The sequence below is a fragment of the Flavobacterium dankookense genome, assembly GCF_004362665.1.
In the GTDB taxonomy this organism is placed as follows: Bacteria; Bacteroidota; Bacteroidia; order Flavobacteriales; family Flavobacteriaceae; genus Flavobacterium; species Flavobacterium dankookense.
Window position 1 is genome coordinate 275,122 of the sequence record NZ_SNXR01000014.1, and the last position, 16,598, is coordinate 291,719.

The 16,598-nt window shown below is 34.0% G+C and carries 16 protein-coding genes; 3 read left to right on the top strand and 13 right to left on the bottom strand.

Features of this window, described 5'->3' with window-relative positions:
- Positions 1 to 60 precede the first annotated feature (60 nt).
- Both asnS and rpoN read left to right on the top strand, forming a co-directional pair.
- Positions 61 to 1,494 (top strand): asparagine--tRNA ligase, encoded by a 1,434-nt coding sequence (asnS, locus tag BC748_RS09675; RefSeq protein ID WP_133533287.1) that lies wholly within the window; start codon positions 61 to 63, stop codon positions 1,492 to 1,494.
- Positions 1,495 to 1,565: 71 nt separating this feature from the next.
- Positions 1,566 to 3,032, top strand: coding sequence for an RNA polymerase factor sigma-54 (rpoN, locus tag BC748_RS09680; protein ID WP_133533288.1), 1,467 nt, complete (start codon positions 1,566 to 1,568; stop codon positions 3,030 to 3,032).
- A gap of 2 nt (positions 3,033 to 3,034) precedes the next feature.
- Here the strand turns inward: rpoN and BC748_RS09685 are convergent, their stop codons facing one another.
- On the bottom strand, positions 3,035 to 3,436 hold the full coding sequence (locus BC748_RS09685) for a hypothetical protein (RefSeq protein WP_133533289.1): 402 nt from the start codon (positions 3,434 to 3,436) through the stop codon (positions 3,035 to 3,037).
- A gap of 85 nt (positions 3,437 to 3,521) precedes the next feature.
- Between BC748_RS09685 and BC748_RS09690 the strand changes: the two genes are divergently transcribed.
- Positions 3,522 to 4,127, top strand: coding sequence for a hypothetical protein (locus tag BC748_RS09690; protein WP_133533290.1), 606 nt, complete (start codon positions 3,522 to 3,524; stop codon positions 4,125 to 4,127).
- On the opposite strand, the gene BC748_RS09695 is transcribed toward BC748_RS09690, so the two are convergent.
- The 12 genes from BC748_RS09695 to nuoD form a co-directional block, all read right to left on the bottom strand.
- Positions 4,122 to 4,850 (bottom strand): porin family protein, encoded by a 729-nt coding sequence (locus tag BC748_RS09695; protein WP_246014032.1) that lies wholly within the window; start codon positions 4,848 to 4,850, stop codon positions 4,122 to 4,124. The genes BC748_RS09690 and BC748_RS09695 overlap by 6 nt on opposite strands.
- Positions 4,851 to 4,891: 41 nt before the next feature.
- Entirely contained in the window at positions 4,892 to 6,271 is a 1,380-nt protein-coding gene (locus BC748_RS09700; RefSeq protein ID WP_133533291.1) for an NADH-quinone oxidoreductase subunit N, read from the bottom strand.
- Between the two features lie 4 nt (positions 6,272 to 6,275).
- A complete protein-coding gene (locus BC748_RS09705) occupies positions 6,276 to 7,712 on the bottom strand; it encodes a complex I subunit 4 family protein (protein WP_133533292.1) in 1,437 nt (478 codons plus the stop codon).
- 10 nt (positions 7,713 to 7,722) lie between these two features.
- Complete coding sequence (gene nuoL, locus BC748_RS09710) at positions 7,723 to 9,600, bottom strand: NADH-quinone oxidoreductase subunit L (RefSeq protein ID WP_133533293.1); 1,878 nt, start codon at positions 9,598 to 9,600, stop codon at positions 7,723 to 7,725.
- A gap of 6 nt (positions 9,601 to 9,606) precedes the next feature.
- Complete coding sequence (nuoK, locus tag BC748_RS09715; protein WP_133533401.1) at positions 9,607 to 9,927, bottom strand: NADH-quinone oxidoreductase subunit NuoK; 321 nt, start codon at positions 9,925 to 9,927, stop codon at positions 9,607 to 9,609.
- Between the two features lie 2 nt (positions 9,928 to 9,929).
- A complete protein-coding gene (locus tag BC748_RS09720) occupies positions 9,930 to 10,442 on the bottom strand; it encodes an NADH-quinone oxidoreductase subunit J family protein (protein ID WP_133533294.1) in 513 nt (170 codons plus the stop codon).
- Positions 10,442 to 10,993: a NuoI/complex I 23 kDa subunit family protein gene (locus BC748_RS09725; RefSeq protein WP_133533295.1), complete on the bottom strand. Its 552-nt coding sequence runs from the start codon at positions 10,991 to 10,993 to the stop codon at positions 10,442 to 10,444. Before BC748_RS09725 ends, BC748_RS09720 begins: the two co-directional genes overlap by 1 nt.
- A 6-nt stretch (positions 10,994 to 10,999) precedes the next feature.
- A complete protein-coding gene (gene nuoH / locus BC748_RS09730) occupies positions 11,000 to 12,031 on the bottom strand; it encodes an NADH-quinone oxidoreductase subunit NuoH (protein WP_133533296.1) in 1,032 nt (343 codons plus the stop codon).
- Positions 12,031 to 13,080 (bottom strand): NADH-quinone oxidoreductase subunit G, encoded by a 1,050-nt coding sequence (locus tag BC748_RS09735; RefSeq protein WP_133533297.1) that lies wholly within the window; start codon positions 13,078 to 13,080, stop codon positions 12,031 to 12,033. The genes nuoH and BC748_RS09735 overlap by 1 nt, the downstream gene beginning before the upstream one ends.
- Positions 13,081 to 13,289: 209 nt before the next feature.
- Positions 13,290 to 14,657, bottom strand: a complete 1,368-nt coding sequence (gene nuoF / locus BC748_RS09740) for an NADH-quinone oxidoreductase subunit NuoF (protein WP_133533298.1) — start codon at positions 14,655 to 14,657, stop codon at positions 13,290 to 13,292.
- Between the two features lie 4 nt (positions 14,658 to 14,661).
- Positions 14,662 to 15,192, bottom strand: coding sequence for a complex I 24 kDa subunit family protein (locus tag BC748_RS09745; RefSeq protein WP_133533299.1), 531 nt, complete (start codon positions 15,190 to 15,192; stop codon positions 14,662 to 14,664).
- A gap of 74 nt (positions 15,193 to 15,266) precedes the next feature.
- Positions 15,267 to 16,502 (bottom strand): NADH dehydrogenase (quinone) subunit D, encoded by a 1,236-nt coding sequence (gene nuoD, locus BC748_RS09750; protein ID WP_133533300.1) that lies wholly within the window; start codon positions 16,500 to 16,502, stop codon positions 15,267 to 15,269.
- Positions 16,503 to 16,598: the final 96 nt, after the last annotated feature.

Consider the following 16,598-nt stretch of genomic DNA (forward strand, 5'->3'; position numbering starts at 1 on the left):
ATATTAAATATCAAATTTTAAATATTTAATATCTAAAATTTAAAATCTCATATTAAAAAAATGAAACATACAAAAGTCAAAGCGCTTTTAAGCGGCTCGAAAGTGAACACAGAAGTAAATGCAAAAGGTTGGGTTAGAACTTTTAGAAATAATCAATTTATAGCGTTGAACGACGGTTCGACGATTCATAATATTCAATGTGTTGTTGATTTTGAAAACACACCAGAAGAAACCTTAAAAAGAATTACAACTGGTGCTGCGATTTCTGTTATTGGAAATTTAGTTGAAAGTCAAGGTGCTGGACAGAAATTTGAAATTCAGGTTACTAAACTTGAAATTCTTGGCGATTCTGATGCTGAGAAATTTCCAATGCAACCGAAAAAACATTCGCTTGAATTTTTACGAGAGAATGCTCATTTGCGTGTAAGAACAAACGCGTTTGGCGCAATTATGAGAGTTCGTTCAGTTTTGGCACATGCAGTTCATACGTATTTCCAAGAAAAAGGATTTGTTTATGTAAATACGCCAGTAATTACTGGTGCTGATGCTGAAGGCGCAGGCGAAATGTTTCAAGTAACTTCGTTGCCATTAGACAATCCGCCAAGAACAGAAGACGGAAACATCGATTATAAAAAAGATTTCTTTGGAAAACATACTAATCTTACGGTTTCTGGACAATTGGAAGGCGAAACTTTTGCTATGGCATTAGGTCAGATTTACACTTTTGGACCAACTTTCCGTGCTGAAAATTCAAATACATCACGTCACTTGGCAGAATTTTGGATGATTGAACCCGAAGTTGCTTTCAATGATTTGGATGACAACATGGATTTGGCAGAAGATTTTATTCAGTATATCATAAAATATACGATTGATAAATGTCAAGACGATTTGAAGTTTTTGGAAGGTCGTTTATTAGAAGAAGAAAAATCAAAACCACAAGCTGACAGAAGCGAAATGGCTTTGTTAGAAAAATTGAATTTCGTTTTAGAAAACAACTTCAAACGTGTTTCTTACACCGAAGCGATTGATATTCTTAGAGATTCAACGCCAAATAAAAAGAAAAAGTTCCAATATATCATCAACGAATGGGGTGCAGATTTACAAAGTGAGCACGAACGTTATTTGGTTGAAAAACATTTCAAATGTCCCGTAATTTTGTTTGATTATCCAGCCAATATCAAAGCATTTTACATGCGATTAAACGAAGACGGAAAAACCGTTCGCGCTATGGATATTCTTTTCCCAGGCATCGGAGAAATCGTTGGTGGTTCGCAAAGAGAAGAACGTTATGATGTTTTGGTTGAAAAAATGAAAGCATTAGGAATTGATGAAGAAGAACTTTGGTGGTATTTGGATACCAGACGATTTGGTTCAGCAGTTCACTCAGGTTTTGGATTAGGTTTTGAACGATTAGTACTTTTCGTTACTGGAATGACTAACATTCGTGACGTAATTCCTTTTCCAAGAACGCCACAAAATGCGGAATTTTAAAAAAGGTTATAAGGCTAAAGTTTATAAGGTTATATTATAAATTTATCAACAAATAAACTCATAAACATAAAATGTTAAAACAGTTTTTAAATCTTAAATTATCTCAAAAATTATCTCCACAACAAATTCAGTTGATGAAGTTAATTCAATTGCCTACGCAAGCCTTTGAACAACGATTGAAAGAAGAGTTGATTGAAAATCCGGCGTTGGAAAATGGTAAAGATGAGGAAGAAATTTATGAAAAAGACGAATTTGACAACAATGATGATTATGATGAATATGAAGATAATGAAAGTATTGCATCAGACGATATCAACATTGACGAATATTTAAGCGACGACGAAACACCAGATTATAAGCTTCAAGCGAATAATTATAGTGAAGATGACGATGAAAGAGAAACACCTTTCGCTACACAAACCAGTTTTCATCAAGATTTAATCAACCAATTAAATACATTTATTTTAAACGATGATGAACGAGATATTGCTGAGTTTTTAGTTGGAAGTATTGATGATGATGGCTATTTACGTAGAAGTATTCAGGATATTGTTGACGATATGGCTTTTACACAAGGTATTTATACCGATGAAAAAAAAGTAGAAAAAATTCTTCATATCATTCACGATTTAGATCCTTCTGGAGTTGGCGCAAGGGATTTGCAAGAATGCTTACTTCTTCAACTGAGAAGAAAAACGCCTTCGGAATATATTGATTTGGCCATAAATTTACTCGAAAACTATTTTGACCATTTCACAAAGAAGCATTACGAAAAACTTTTAACCCTTTGCGAAATATCACAAGAGCAACTTAAAAAAGCGATTGAGGAAATTGAAAGATTAAATCCAAAACCTGGTGGTTCGTTTGATAGCAGCAGTCGAGTTGTGGAGCAAATCGTTCCTGATTTTACTATTAGAATTATCGAAGGCGAATTAGAACTTACTCTTAACGGAAGAAATGCTCCATCACTTCATGTTTCGAAAGACTATCAAGAAATGCTGCAAACCTATAAAGATTCGCGCGACAAATCACATTCGCAGAAAGATGCTGTTCAGTTTATTAAACAAAAATTAGATTCAGCAAAATGGTTTATCGATGCAATACGTCAGCGACAAGAAACGCTGTATGTTACTATGAATGCCATCATGCATTTTCAACAAGAATACTTTCTTGATGGCGAAGAAACCAAGCTGAAACCAATGATATTAAAAGACATTGCGGACATGGTTGGTTTAGATATTTCAACGGTTTCACGTGTTGCAAATAGTAAATATGTTGACACGCCTTATGGAACCAAATTGGTCAAAGAATTCTTTTCTGAAGCAATGAAAAACGATCAAGGTGAAGATGTTTCTACTTTGGAAATCAAAAAAATATTAAAAACGGTTATCGAAGAAGAAGATAAGAGTAAACCTTTACCCGACGATCAATTAGTTGAAATTTTAAAAGAAAAAGGTTATCCAATAGCTCGAAGAACTATAGCAAAATATAGAGATTTACTCGATATTCCTGTAGCGAGAATGAGAAAGAAAATTTAATTTCAATGAAAAATTTTTTTGCTTTTTGTAAACGATATTGTTTTCAATTCGTTTGATACTCCATCGATTTGAATTTCTGCAAAAACGTTGTTTTCTTTTTGAAAAAAACGAAATGTATAGTTATGTTTATCATTTCTATTGCTTTTAAAATGTCTAAAATAAGCATACAAACTATCTTTGTAATTGAAATGCCAATCGTTTTCTCCGTATTCATTTGGAACATCATAAATTACATTTCCATCATAAATCACTTTTCGATTAACATCACTTCCTAAAATTTGAATTTGAATTTTGAAATCTTTTTTTTGTAAAGGTTTTGAAAAATCAAGTTCCATCTCATTTTTACTTGTACAAGCAAATAAAAACAAAGTAGTTGTTAGTAATAATAGTTTAGAAATTTTCATCTTTTAAATGTTAATTCAAACAAATCTAACAAACTTGTTTCATAAACTTTTAATGAATTCATATATTTGTCCGAAATAATTCATTTTGAAAAAAATCCTTCCCTTTTTTTCATATCTCTTCCATCCTATTTTTATTCCGCTTTTTGGAACTTTTTTTTATGTTCTAATAAATGATGCTTATTTTTCGTTTTACCAACATTTAGTACTATTTATCCAAATCATAATTATTACTATTTTACTTCCCGTTGCATTTTTTTATTTACTTAGAACCTTTGGAAAAGTAGATAACATAATGCTTTCTGACATTTCGCAACGAAAAATTCCATTGTTATTACAAATTATGTTGCTTTCGATTTTGATTGTAAAAAGCATCACAATTGATAAATTTCCTGAACTATTTTACTTCTTATTTGGTGGATTGTTAAGTGCGATTTTTGCATTTGGACTACTTTTTCTTAAAGTAAAATCAAGTATTCACATGATTGGAATGAGTGCTTTAACCGTTTTCATTATTGGTCTAAGTGTTCATTCTCAAATCAATATTATTAATACGGTGATGTTTTTTGTGGTTATGAACGGTTTTGTTGCTTCATCTCGACTAGAAATGAAAGCACATAATAAAAAAGAATTACTGATTGGTTTTCTTTGTGGAATTATTCCCCAGCTGGTTTTACTCTATTTTTGGTTATAGAATATAAAACATGAGACCAAAATGAAGCGCGCTAATATCCAACGCTTCACCATCAATTTTTGCAGATGATTTAAACAACGGATTTAGACCATAATACGCATACAAATTAACGGTATTCCAACCTACAGAAAGGTAAGTTCCATATTGAAATTGGTTTAAATCTTTATTATTGGAAATCTTTCTATCTCCAATAGTTGATTCAATTTTGTATTGGTCATAAAACAAATAACTAAATTTAAATCCTGCATAAACTCTCCAAAATTTATAACTTTCTGGTGTTGAGTTTCGCCATCTGAATTCTATTGGTAAATCAACAGTATGAAAAGAAAATCGGTCTTTGGAATAGGAAACGCCATCTGCTTCTGGAAAAATGGCATATGTGTAATCATCACCGACTTCTTCTATCAATAAATTTTGATTGTAGGTGTTTAAAGAATATCCTAATCCAACAGCAATTGCAATTGTTCTGTCTTTATTGATAGGCATATCTCTAAGAAATCCCAGGCTAATTCCTGGTGAAAATTTATTTTGATTTAAACCATCTGGCTGATTTAATAATGTGCAATAAGACACATTTACATAGAATTGGTCTTCGCGATAAAGTGAGTCAACCGCATCAAAATCTACTTCTTTTTGTTGCGCAGAAAGACTTATAACCAAAAAGAAGATTATAAAAAATAGATTGGTATTCTTTGAAAAAAATCGACGATTTCTCATAGACATAAACCAGTATTTTGAAAGGAAAAGTTTCTTCTAAAACTATATTAAACCAATAAATCGGTTAGTAAAGAAGGATAAATTCCAATAACAATATTTAAAACTATAGCAACAATTGCTACAATTGTATAAGCAAAAGGAATTGATACTTTCTCTTCATTTGATTCTTTAGTATACATTGCTAAAATCAATTTGAAGTAGTAACCAACACTAATAATTGAGTTGATTACACCTGCGATAACTACTATTAAAAACCCAGCTTTTACGGTATCGCTAAACAACATGAATTTAGCAAAAAATCCAGAGAAAATAGGAATTCCAGCCATCGACAATAGCGAAGCTGTTAAAACTGCTGCCATCAAAGGATTTGTTTTTCCTAAACCGTTGAAGTTTTCAATATTCTCGTTCTCTTTGTTTTTTGTTACCATTATGATTACTGCAAATGCTGCAATTCCTGCTAAAGCATAAGCGGTTGTATAATATAAAAGTGTTGAAGCTGCTGTTGATAAAGTTAGCAACGCCATTAGCATAAATCCAGCATGAGAAATACCCGAAAAAGCCAACATTCTTTTGACATTCTTTTGACGTAATGCCATGATATTTCCAATAGTCATCGAAAGAATTGAAATAATTACAATCAATAATTCTACTTTATAACCAAGTGCAACGGTCATTCCGCTTAATAATTTATACAATGTTGCCATGGCTACTACTTTTGCCAAAGTACTCATGATTGCCGTTGTCAATGCTGGCGAACCTTCATAAACATCTGGTGCCCAAAAATGAAATGGTGCTGCAGCTATTTTGAACAACATGCCAATAACAATTAACGTAACACCAATTGGAAACCAAGTTGGTAAACCAATACCTTGAGACAATGCATAAATTTCTTCTAAATTGAAATATCCTGTTGCGCCATAAACCAAGCAAATTCCGAATAGAATAATTCCCGAGGCAAATGAACCCATTAAGAAATATTTCATTCCAGCTTCGTTGCTTTTAATGTCTAATCTTCGACTTGCTGCCAAAATGTACAATGAAATTGACAATATTTCTATTCCTAAAAAGAACATCGCTAAATTGGTAAACGAAACCATAGCAACTGCTCCAGCCAAAAGGAATATTTTAATGGCAATAAAATCAGAAAATTTAGTTGGAATGTCTTTGTAAAAATCGTCACTCAACAACAAAATGAAAATCGTCAACACAATAAAAAGTGATGAAAACGCTGATGAGAACTTAGTCGTTGCCATCATGTTTAAATAATTAGTGTCAATCGAACTATCAATCGACCAAAGATTTAACGAAATTCCTAAAACGGCAAGTAAACCTATTACAGTAATTGGTACCAGCAATTTTCTTAAATTGAAAATCTCTGCCAACAGACAAAAAACTCCTAATGATACTATTGTTATTAATACTTGCATTTTATTATCTATTTATTACTGCTAAAATTTCTTTAATCGCTGGATTTACTAGATTGTTGATTGGTTTTGGGTACAATCCTAAGAACAAAAGGAAACCAATAATTGCCACAAAAACAATTGCTTCGCTAACGGTTACGTCAGCAAAAACTTTAGTATTGGTTTCGCCAAGCATTACGTTTTGGAACATTTTCAACATATAGTACGCTCCAAGAATAATAGTTGTTCCACCGATTACTGCAAACCAAATATTCACTTGACTTAAACTATATAAAACGGTAAACTCACCCACGAAGTTGTATGTTCCAGGCAAAGCAACCGACGCTAAAACCAATATCATAAACATGGAAGTAAATCCTGAAGCTTGTGAACGAATTCCGCCAAGTTCATCAATTTTTCTGGTTTCAAATCTTCTAAATATTACTTCAGCAGCAAAGAATAGCCCAACAATTACAAAACCATGAGCAATCATTTGATAAACTGCTCCGTTTAAACCGTCAGCTGTTAAAGTATAACAACCTGCGGCGATTAAACCAACGTGAGCCAAAGACGAATAAGCCAATAATTTTTTCAAATCTTTTTGGCGTAGCGCTACAACTGAACCATAAATTACTCCAGCAATACTCAACCCAATTAAGATTGGCATGTATTCTTTTGCAGCATCTGGAGCGATTGGTAATTGCCAACGAATAACGCTGTACAATCCCATTTTTAGCATAATACCCGAAAGTAACATCGTTCCAACAGTTGGTGCTTTTTGATACACCTTTGCTTGCCAAGTATGAAAAGGAATGATTGGAATTTTGATGGCATAAGCCAAAAAGAAAGCAAAGAAAATCCAAAATTGTTCTTGGTTTGAAAGTTCTAATTTGTATAAATCTTCCAAAAGGAAACTTCCTGCTTTTGAATATAAATAAGCAAATCCAACCAACATAAATAACGAACCTGCTAAAGTGTAAATGAAAAATTTCACTACGGCTTTTTTGCGTTCGTCAACGTCGCCATTACCCCAAATTAAGGCAATAAAGTAGATAGGAATTAATGCCAACTCCCAGAAAATATAGTATAATAAACCATCGGCAGCAAGGAAAGTTCCAGCCATAGCAAATGCCATGAACAAAACCAAAGCATAGAAATTTTTGCTATTATTGAAACTATTTCCAAACGATGATAGTATAATTAACGGTGTTAAAGCTGTAGTCAATAAAACCATTGCCATAGATAAACCGTCGGCTTTTAGTGCCAAAGCAACTTTTGGATTAGCAATCCAATTGGAAACAAAACCAATGTCAGTTCCTTGATTGAATTGTAAAAGTAAATTAATTGATAATCCGAAAGCGACTAAACTGAATAGTAAAGCTACTTTTGAAGCTAGTTTATCACCCGAAACAAGTGTTGCAACGGCTCCAATTAAAAGTAGTATTAATAATGTAGTTACATCCATTATATGAAAATTATTGAGCTATGAATAAATAAGTTATGATGGCACAAATACCAATTACAAATACAAATAAGTACAAACCAATGTTTCCGTTTTGTAATTTTTTACCTTGAGATCCAATTCCGTTTGCCACCGTTCCAAAACCATAAACTACTTTTCCTAATGCAGGTTCAAGTGTAGTTCTGAAAAAGTTTGACAATCCATTTAATGGTTTAACGATAAGGAAAGTGTAGAATTCATCTACATAGTATTTGTTATAAATTGTTTTTGAAAAACCAACGATTTCGGCATCTTCTTTTGGAACAAAACCTTGTTTGATGTATTTAGCGTTTGCCCAAATAATTCCGATAATTGCACCAACTAAAGCAATTCCCATTAAGATAAATTCTTGAGTTCCTAAATGATGCGCTTCGTGTTTTGCTACTAAAACTGGTTCCAAGAAATGGTTTAACCACATACTTCCTGGCAAATTGATTGCGCCGCCAATTACAGCTAAAACTGCTAAAATTACTAATGGAATAGTGATCAATTTTGGACTTTCGTGTAAATGGTGTTTTTGTTCTTCTGTTCCTCTGAACTCTCTAAAGAAAGTCAAATACATCAATCGGAACATATAGAAAGCTGTCATGATAGATGCAATAGAAGCCACAATCCATAATGCTTTATTGTGTCCGAAAGCAACCATTAAGATTTCGTCTTTTGACCAAAAACCTGCAAAAGGGAAAATACCTGCGATAGCTAACGTTGAAATCATCATAGTCCAAAAAGTGATTGGCATCGCTTTGCGCAAACCACCCATTTTTCTCATGTCTTGTTCGCCGTGCAATCCGTGAATTACTGAACCCGAACCTAAGAACAAACAGGCTTTGAAAAACGCATGCGTAATTACGTGGAAAACAGCAACCGTGTATGCGCCAAGTCCTAAAGCAAGGAACATCAAACCTAATTGTGAAACGGTTGAATAAGCCAATACTTTCTTAATATCATTTTGCAATAATCCGATAGAAGCGGCAACCAAAGCGGTAATTGCACCAACGATTGCAATAATATTTTGAACATCTGGTGTTAAATCGAATAAGAAATTCATTCTTGTTACCATAAAAATACCTGCGGTAACCATCGTTGCCGCGTGAATTAATGCAGAAACTGGCGTTGGTCCAGCCATGGCATCAGGTAACCAAGTATATAAAGGTAATTGCGCCGATTTTCCACAAGCTCCGATGAATAAACATAAAGCGGCTAATCCAAGTAAAGCAGAATTCGCATCTCCACTAGCAACAGCAGATTTAATTTCAGCGTAATTTAAAGTTGAAAATAAAGCTGCGATAATAAACATACCAATTAGGAAACCTAAATCTCCTATTCTGTTCATAATGAAAGCTTTCTTTGCAGCATCGTTATACGGTTGGTTTTTATACCAAAATCCGATTAGTAAATACGAACATAATCCAACGCCTTCCCAACCGATGAACATTACTAATAAATTGTTTCCAACAACTAATGTTATCATGAAAAACACGAACAAATTCAAATAAGCAAAAAACTTGTGCATATTTTCATCATCGTGCATATAACTAATCGAATACAAGTGAATTAGCGAACCAATTCCTGTAACGAATAATAACCAAAGTAATGATAATTGATCCAATAAAATTCCAAAATCCAATTTGAAATTGCTTACTTGTATCCAATCGAAAAGCGAAATTTCAAATGGTTTCCCATTTTGATTTAATTGTGCAAAAAAGCAAATGCTCAATAAAAATGAGACTACAATTGTCAATGTTCCAATTGCGCCAGAAATTCCTTTGCTTACTTTTTTCCCAAAGAAAATATTGAAAAGAAATCCAACAAATGGAGATAATAGTAATAATAAAGCCAAGTTTGTATCCATTTTGAATTATCCTTTTAAATTCTTTAAATTGTCAATATCTATCGAGCCAAGGTTTCTAAAAACCGAAACTAATATGGCTAAACCAACGGCTACTTCTGCTGCGGCAACTGCCATTGAGAAAAACACAAAAACTTGTCCTTCGGCATCTTGATGATAGGTTGAAAAAGCAACAAACAATAAGTTTACAGCATTTAACATAATTTCGATGGACATGAAAACTATGATGGCATTTCTACGATACAAAACACCAAAAACACCAATACAAAAAAGTAGTACGGTTAGAAAAATATAGTTTTCGATACCAATAATATTTAAAATATTCTCTATCATTATTTCTGTTCTTTTTCTTTTTTAGTCAATAATACCGTACCAATCATTGCTACTAATAATAAAATAGAGGCAAATTCAAACGGAACCATATATTCGTTCAACAATACTTTTCCTAATACTTTTATCGATTGGAAATCTTCGCCAGTACTATCATATTCACCCATAATGGTTTTTGAATTGATAAAAATAGTTATCAAAACTACACTCATCAGGATGAAAACTACAATTGCACCAAGACGAGTAATTCTCGGTTTGTGAACTTCGTCTTCTTTGTTGAGATTCATCAACATGATGGTAAAAAGCATCAATACCATAATGGCACCAGCATAAACGATAAGTTGTACAATAGCAAGAAATTGAGCATTCAATAATAAATAATGTCCCATTATTGAAGCCATACACAATACTAAATAAATAGCACTGTGAATTGGATTTTTACTGTAAATAGTCAAAAACGCTGTAGCCAAGGTAAAGGCAGCTAAAAAATAAAATGTAATTAAAACTGGAGACATTAGTTAGCGTTTTTAAGTTGGGTATTTTTCAAAGCCATTTCAAGAGGCATTACTAATTTATCTTTTCCGAAAATAAAATCTTCTCTGTCGTATTGTGCAGGAACTAACTCTTTTGAAAGCGTTAAGTAAATGGCATCTTTTGGACAAGCTTCTTCACACAATCCACAGAAAATACAACGAAGCATATTGATTTCGTAAATTGAAGCATATTTCTCTTCACGATACAAATGTTCTTCCCCTTTTTTACGTTCTTCGGCTTTCATCGTGATGGCTTCTGCTGGACAAGAAAGTGCGCACAAACCACAAGCGGTACAATTTTCTCTTCCTTGTTCGTCACGTTTCAACATGTGCTGACCACGATACACAGGACTAAATTCTCTAACTTGTTCTGGATAATGAATCGTTGCTTTTTTTCTGAAAAAGTGTTTGATGGTAATCCACAAACCTTTTACAATAGCAACAAGATACATTCTTTCAAGAAAGGTCATTTCCTTATTGGAAACTTGCTTTTTCTTGCCTGATAATGATATATTTTGAATAGCTGTTGACATACTTTTTTATTTAAAAACTAGAATACAAACTCCAGTTACCATAATATTTACAATTGCTAATGGAATTAATATTTTCCAACCCAAATGCATTAATTGATCGTATCTAAAACGCGGTATCGTCCATCTTATCCACATGTAAAAGAAGATGAAGAAACATATTTTTATAAACAAAACTACAATTCCAAGAATATTTGCTGCATTTACCCCAACATTATCAACCATCCATTGCATTCCAGGATAGTTGTAAGCACCAAAATACAAGACAGCTAAGATAGCAGATGAAATAAACATATTAGCATATTCGGCAAACAAATAGAAACCCATTTTCATAGAAGAATACTCAGTGTGATAACCACCTATCAACTCCGATTCACATTCGGCTAAGTCAAAAGGTGTTCTATTAGTTTCTGCAAAAGCACAAATTAAGAAAATCAAAAAACCAACAGGTTGATAGAATACATTCCAATTCATTCCGGCTTGTTGTGCTGCGATTTCTTTTAAGCTCAATGTTCCTGTCATCATTAACAAAGCAATGATGGATAATCCCATAGCAACTTCATAAGAAACCATTTGAGAAGCGGCACGAACCGAACTCATCAAGGAGAATTTGTTATTTGAAGCCCAACCTCCAATCATTATTCCATAAACTCCAACCGATATAATTCCGAAAACATATAACAAAGCAACATCAATATCAGTAGCTTGTAGAATTACTGTTCGTCCAAAAATTTCCAATTTATCGCCCCAAGGAATTACGGCACTTGTCATCAATGCTGTGCTCATCGCAATTGCTGGACCAACAATAAACAAGAAACGATTTGGTGTATTTGGAAAAAATTCTTCTTTAGCAAATAATTTCATACCATCAGCTAGCGGTTGTAATAATCCACCCCAACCCGCACGATTTGGTCCAACTCTATCCTGAAGATAAGCAGCAACTTTACGCTCAGCCCAAGTGGAATACATTGCCATAATCATGGTTATTGCAAATACTGCAACGATGAAAACACTTTTTTCGATTATAAATGCACTATCCATTATTGTTTCGATTTTATTGGGTTGCCATCAATTTTTTCGTTGTAATCGATATCAGCCATACTAATTTTTTTTCTGTCGATATCTCTTCCTTCTAGGATTCCTTTTTCGGTTTCGATAACAACTTTATCCATTTTGCGAGTATAGTTATTTTGATTGATTACAGAATCTTTTTCGAATTTTCTTGGACCTTCAATAACCCAATCCGAAACTTCTTTTTTGTCGAAACGACACGTGTTACAGATGAAATCTTCTACTTCGTGGTATTCGTCTTTTCTTGCTGTAACTCTTTGAATTTCGTTTCCAAACATCCAAAGTGTTGTTTTTCCGCAACATCCTGGCGTGGTACATTCTCTGTGCGCATTGAAAGGTTTGTTGAACCAAACTCTCGATTTGAAACGGAAAGTTTTATCAGTTAACGCTCCAACCGGGCAAACGTCAATCATGTTTCCAGAGAATTCATTGTCAATAGCTGCTGAAACACAAGTTGAAATTTGTGAATGATCACCACGATTTAAAACTCCATGAACTCTACCATCAGTTAATTGATCGGCAACTTCTACACAACGTTGGCAAACGATACAACGGTTCATGTGAAGTTGAATTTTGTCACCAATATCTTCAGGTTCGAAAGTTCTTTTTTCTTCGATGAAACGTGTTTCTGATTTTCCGTGTTCAAAGGATAAATTTTGCAAATCACATTCTCCTGCTTGATCACAAACTGGACAATCTAATGGGTGATTTATCAAAAGAAATTCGGTTACGGCTTTTCTAGCTTCGGTTACTCTTTCAGAAGATTTGCTGGCTACTTCCATTCCGTCTTGACAACCAGTAACACAAGATGCTACTAATTTTGGCATAGGTCTTGGATCAGCTTCGCTACCTTTTGTAACGTCAACTAAACAGCAACGGCATTTTCCACCGGTTCCTTTTAGTTTTGAATAATAACACATGGCTGGCGGAACTGATTCTCCACCAATCATACGAGCAGCTTGTAGGATAGTTGTTCCTGCTTCTACTTCTATTTCTTGACCGTCTATGGTTACTTTCATATTACCAATATATAATTCCTAACGGAATATTTATTTTTTCTATAAACATTAAACTCCTATGGAGTTTTTATTTTTTGTAATTACTTTTGATAATTAGCCCCGATTGTAGTGGAAATCCTTTTCTTTTTTCTTTTAAAAAAGAAAAGATTGCAACGAAAAGCGGGAAAATGGATTGTTGAAAATGCCCAAGCCATTCGCTTCTAATTATTTTAAACTTCTTGCTTTGCTACTAAATGTTTCACTTTTTCAAATGGTTCAGCAACAAAATGATCTCTATTTTTTATTTTTTCTGGGAAACGAATGTGGTATTCAAACTCGTCTCTGAAGTGACGAATTGCCGCAGCAACTGGCCATGAAGCCGCATCACCTAGAGGACAAATCGTATTTCCTTCAATTTTGGACTGAATACTCCACAACAATTCGATGTCTTCTTCGCGTCCTTGACCGTTTTCAATTCTCCATAAAACTTTTTCTAACCAACCTGTTCCTTCTCGGCAAGGCGTACATTGTCCGCAGCTTTCGTGGTGATAAAAACGTGAAAAATTCCATGTGTTTCGGACGATACACGCTCTGTCATCATAAACAATAAATCCGCCAGAACCTAACATTGAACCTGTTGCAAATCCGCCATCAGATAAACTTTCGTAAGTCATTAATCTATCTTCACCTGCAGCCGTTTTGTAAATTAAATTGGCAGGTAAAATCGGCACCGAACTTCCTCCTGGAACTAATGCTTTTAATGGTCTATCGGTTTGCATTCCGCCACAATATTCATCAGAATTCATGAATTCGTAAACCGAAACGCCTAATTCGATTTCGAAAACACCTTGATTTTTGATGTTTCCAGAAGCTGAAATTAATTTGGTTCCAGTAGAACGACCAATTCCAATTCCTGCATAATCGGCACCCGAATTATTGATAATCCAAGGCACAGCAGAAATAGTTTCTACGTTATTTACTACGGTTGGATTTTGCCAAAGTCCTTTTACAGCAGGAAATGGTGGTTTCAAACGAGGATTTCCACGATTTCCTTCAAGACTTTCAATTAAAGCAGTTTCTTCTCCGCAGATGTAAGCTCCGCCACCAATTTGAACAAAAAGCTCTAAATCATAGCCTGAACCTAATATATTTTTACCCAACCAACCAGCAGCTTTAGCTTCGGCGATGGCTCTTTCTAAAATTTTGTAAACCCACATATATTCTCCACGAATGTAGATATAGGAAAGGTTTGCACCCAAAGCATAACTTGATGTAATCATTCCTTCTATTAAAAGATGCGGAATGTACTCCATTAAGTAACGGTCTTTGAAAGTTCCTGGTTCCGATTCGTCAGCATTGCAAACTAAATGTCTTGGATTTCCCGATTTTTTATCGATAAAACTCCATTTCATTCCAGCTGGAAATCCTGCGCCACCACGACCACGAAGTCCCGAAGTTTTTACTTCTTCAACCACTTCATCGGGTGTCATTTTTTTCAAGGCTTTTTCAACTGATGCATATCCGCCTTCACGACGATATACTTCATAAGTTTTAATTCCTGGAACGTTGATTTTGTCTAATAATATTTTTCTTCCCATGATACTATTTATCGTGTAAAGTGATTTTTCCGTCTTTGCAATCAGTAATTAACTGATCGATTTTTTCTTTGGTCAAATGCTCTTGGTAGAAATCGCCCAATTGCATCATTGGCGCATAACCACAAGCACCAAGACATTCAACGCCACGAACTTCAAATTGTCCATCAGCTGTTGGTTCGCCAACTTTTACACCTAATTTAGAACAAGTGTAATCCATTAAATCTTCCACTCCGTTTTGGCAACAAGGAGAAGTTTGACAGAACTCAAACATAAATTTTCCAATTGGTCGCTGATTGAACATGGTATAAAAAGTAACCACTTCATATACTTCAATTCGTTGAATTCCGAGAATTTCAGCTACTTTATTTTGCAATTCAATACTCAACCAATTGTCATGAGCATCTTGAACTTCGTGCAAAACAGGTAATAAAGCCGATTTTTGTTTGCCTTCAGGATAGTGACTAATCAATTCATTGATGCGGTTCATCAACGATTCGGTTATGTTTATCTCTTGTTTTATGTGTGATCTTTCCATTTTTTTCTAATTTAGAAATTTGAATTTAGAAAGTAGAAGGTCATTCTGAATTCTAAATTCTTAGTTCATAATTTCTATGCGTCTAATTCTCCTGCTATTACATTCAAACTTGACAATATTACGATGGCATCTGATAACATTCCGCCTTTAATCATTTCAGTATAAGCTTGGTAGTAGATAAAGCAAGGTCTTCTCATTTTTAATCGATAAGGTGTTCTGCTTCCGTCGGTTATTAAGTAGAAACCTAATTCGCCATTTCCACCTTCAACTGCGTGATAAATTTCCGCTACTGGAACTGGAACTTCGCCCATCACAATTTTGAAATGATAAATTAAACTTTCCATATTATTATACACATCTTCTTTTGGTGGAAGATAATAATCGGGAACATCAGCATGAATTGGACCTTTTGGTAATTTGTCTACTGCTTGTCGAATGATTTTCAAACTTTCCCAAACTTCAGCATTTCTCACACAAAATCTGTCATAAGTATCACCAGATTTTCCAACTGGAACATCAAACTCAAAATCTTCATAAGATGAATATGGTTGTGCTTTTCTAACGTCATAATCGATACCAGCCGCACGAAGATTTGGACCTGTAAATCCATAATCCATAGCTCTTTCAGCCGAAATTGGACCAACATTTACTGTTCTATCAATAAAAATTCTGTTTCTTTCAAAAAGATTTTCAAATTCTTTCCAAGCAATTGGGAAATCAGTTAAGAAAACGTCTAATTTTTTGAAAGCTTCGTCAGACCATTCTCTTTCGAAACCACCAATTCTTCCCATGTTGGTTGTTAATCGAGCTCCACAAATTTCTTCGTAGATTTCATAGATTTTTTCTCTGAATTGAAATACATAAAGAAAACCTGTATAAGCACCAGTGTCCACTCCAAGGATAGAATTACAAATTAAATGATCTGCAATACGAGCCAATTCCATTACAATTACTCTTAAATATTGAGCGCGTTTTGGCACTTCAATATTTAATAATTTTTCTACTGTCATCCACCAAGCCATGTTATTGATAGGCGAAGAACAATAGTTCATTCGGTCTGTCAAAACATTGATTTGATAAAAAGGACGATTTTCGGCAATTTTTTCAAAAGCGCGGTGAATGTAACCGATTGTTGGTTCGGCATCAAGAATACGCTCACCATCCATTAATAGAATGTTTTGGAAAATTCCATGAGTAGCTGGATGCGTTGGCCCTAAATTTAATACCGAAAGTTCGCTTCCATCTTCGTTGCGTTTCTTTTCTATTTCTTTAGCATATCGATGCTCTGGTGATAACAATAAGTCTGACATATATTAATTACGAATTACGAATTACGAATTAAAAATTATTTTAACCGCAATTGGACAATTAGTTTTATGTTTTTAAATTAGAATTACTTCTATTTG

Excerpts from the sequence above, each read along its gene's own strand:
- BC748_RS09700 (WP_133533291.1), bottom strand. The coding sequence starts at position 6,271 with ATGCAAGTATTAATAACAATAGTATCATTAGGAGTTTTTTGTCTGTTG.
- BC748_RS09705 (WP_133533292.1), bottom strand. The coding sequence starts at position 7,712 with ATGGATGTAACTACATTATTAATACTACTTTTAATTGGAGCCGTTGCA.
- BC748_RS09695 (WP_246014032.1), bottom strand. The coding sequence starts at position 4,850 with ATGTCTATGAGAAATCGTCGATTTTTTTCAAAGAATACCAATCTATTT.
- BC748_RS09685 (WP_133533289.1), bottom strand. The coding sequence starts at position 3,436 with ATGAAAATTTCTAAACTATTATTACTAACAACTACTTTGTTTTTATTT.
- BC748_RS09735 (WP_133533297.1), bottom strand. The coding sequence starts at position 13,080 with ATGAAAGTAACCATAGACGGTCAAGAAATAGAAGTAGAAGCAGGAACA.
- nuoH (WP_133533296.1), bottom strand. The coding sequence starts at position 12,031 with ATGGATAGTGCATTTATAATCGAAAAAAGTGTTTTCATCGTTGCAGTA.
- nuoL (WP_133533293.1), bottom strand. The coding sequence starts at position 9,600 with ATGGATACAAACTTGGCTTTATTATTACTATTATCTCCATTTGTTGGA.
- asnS (WP_133533287.1), top strand. The coding sequence starts at position 61 with ATGAAACATACAAAAGTCAAAGCGCTTTTAAGCGGCTCGAAAGTGAAC.
- BC748_RS09745 (WP_133533299.1), bottom strand. The coding sequence starts at position 15,192 with ATGGAAAGATCACACATAAAACAAGAGATAAACATAACCGAATCGTTG.
- nuoF (WP_133533298.1), bottom strand. The coding sequence starts at position 14,657 with ATGGGAAGAAAAATATTATTAGACAAAATCAACGTTCCAGGAATTAAA.
- nuoD (WP_133533300.1), bottom strand. The coding sequence starts at position 16,502 with ATGTCAGACTTATTGTTATCACCAGAGCATCGATATGCTAAAGAAATA.
- BC748_RS09720 (WP_133533294.1), bottom strand. The coding sequence starts at position 10,442 with ATGTCTCCAGTTTTAATTACATTTTATTTTTTAGCTGCCTTTACCTTG.
- BC748_RS09725 (WP_133533295.1), bottom strand. The coding sequence starts at position 10,993 with ATGTCAACAGCTATTCAAAATATATCATTATCAGGCAAGAAAAAGCAA.
- rpoN (WP_133533288.1), top strand. The coding sequence starts at position 1,566 with ATGTTAAAACAGTTTTTAAATCTTAAATTATCTCAAAAATTATCTCCA.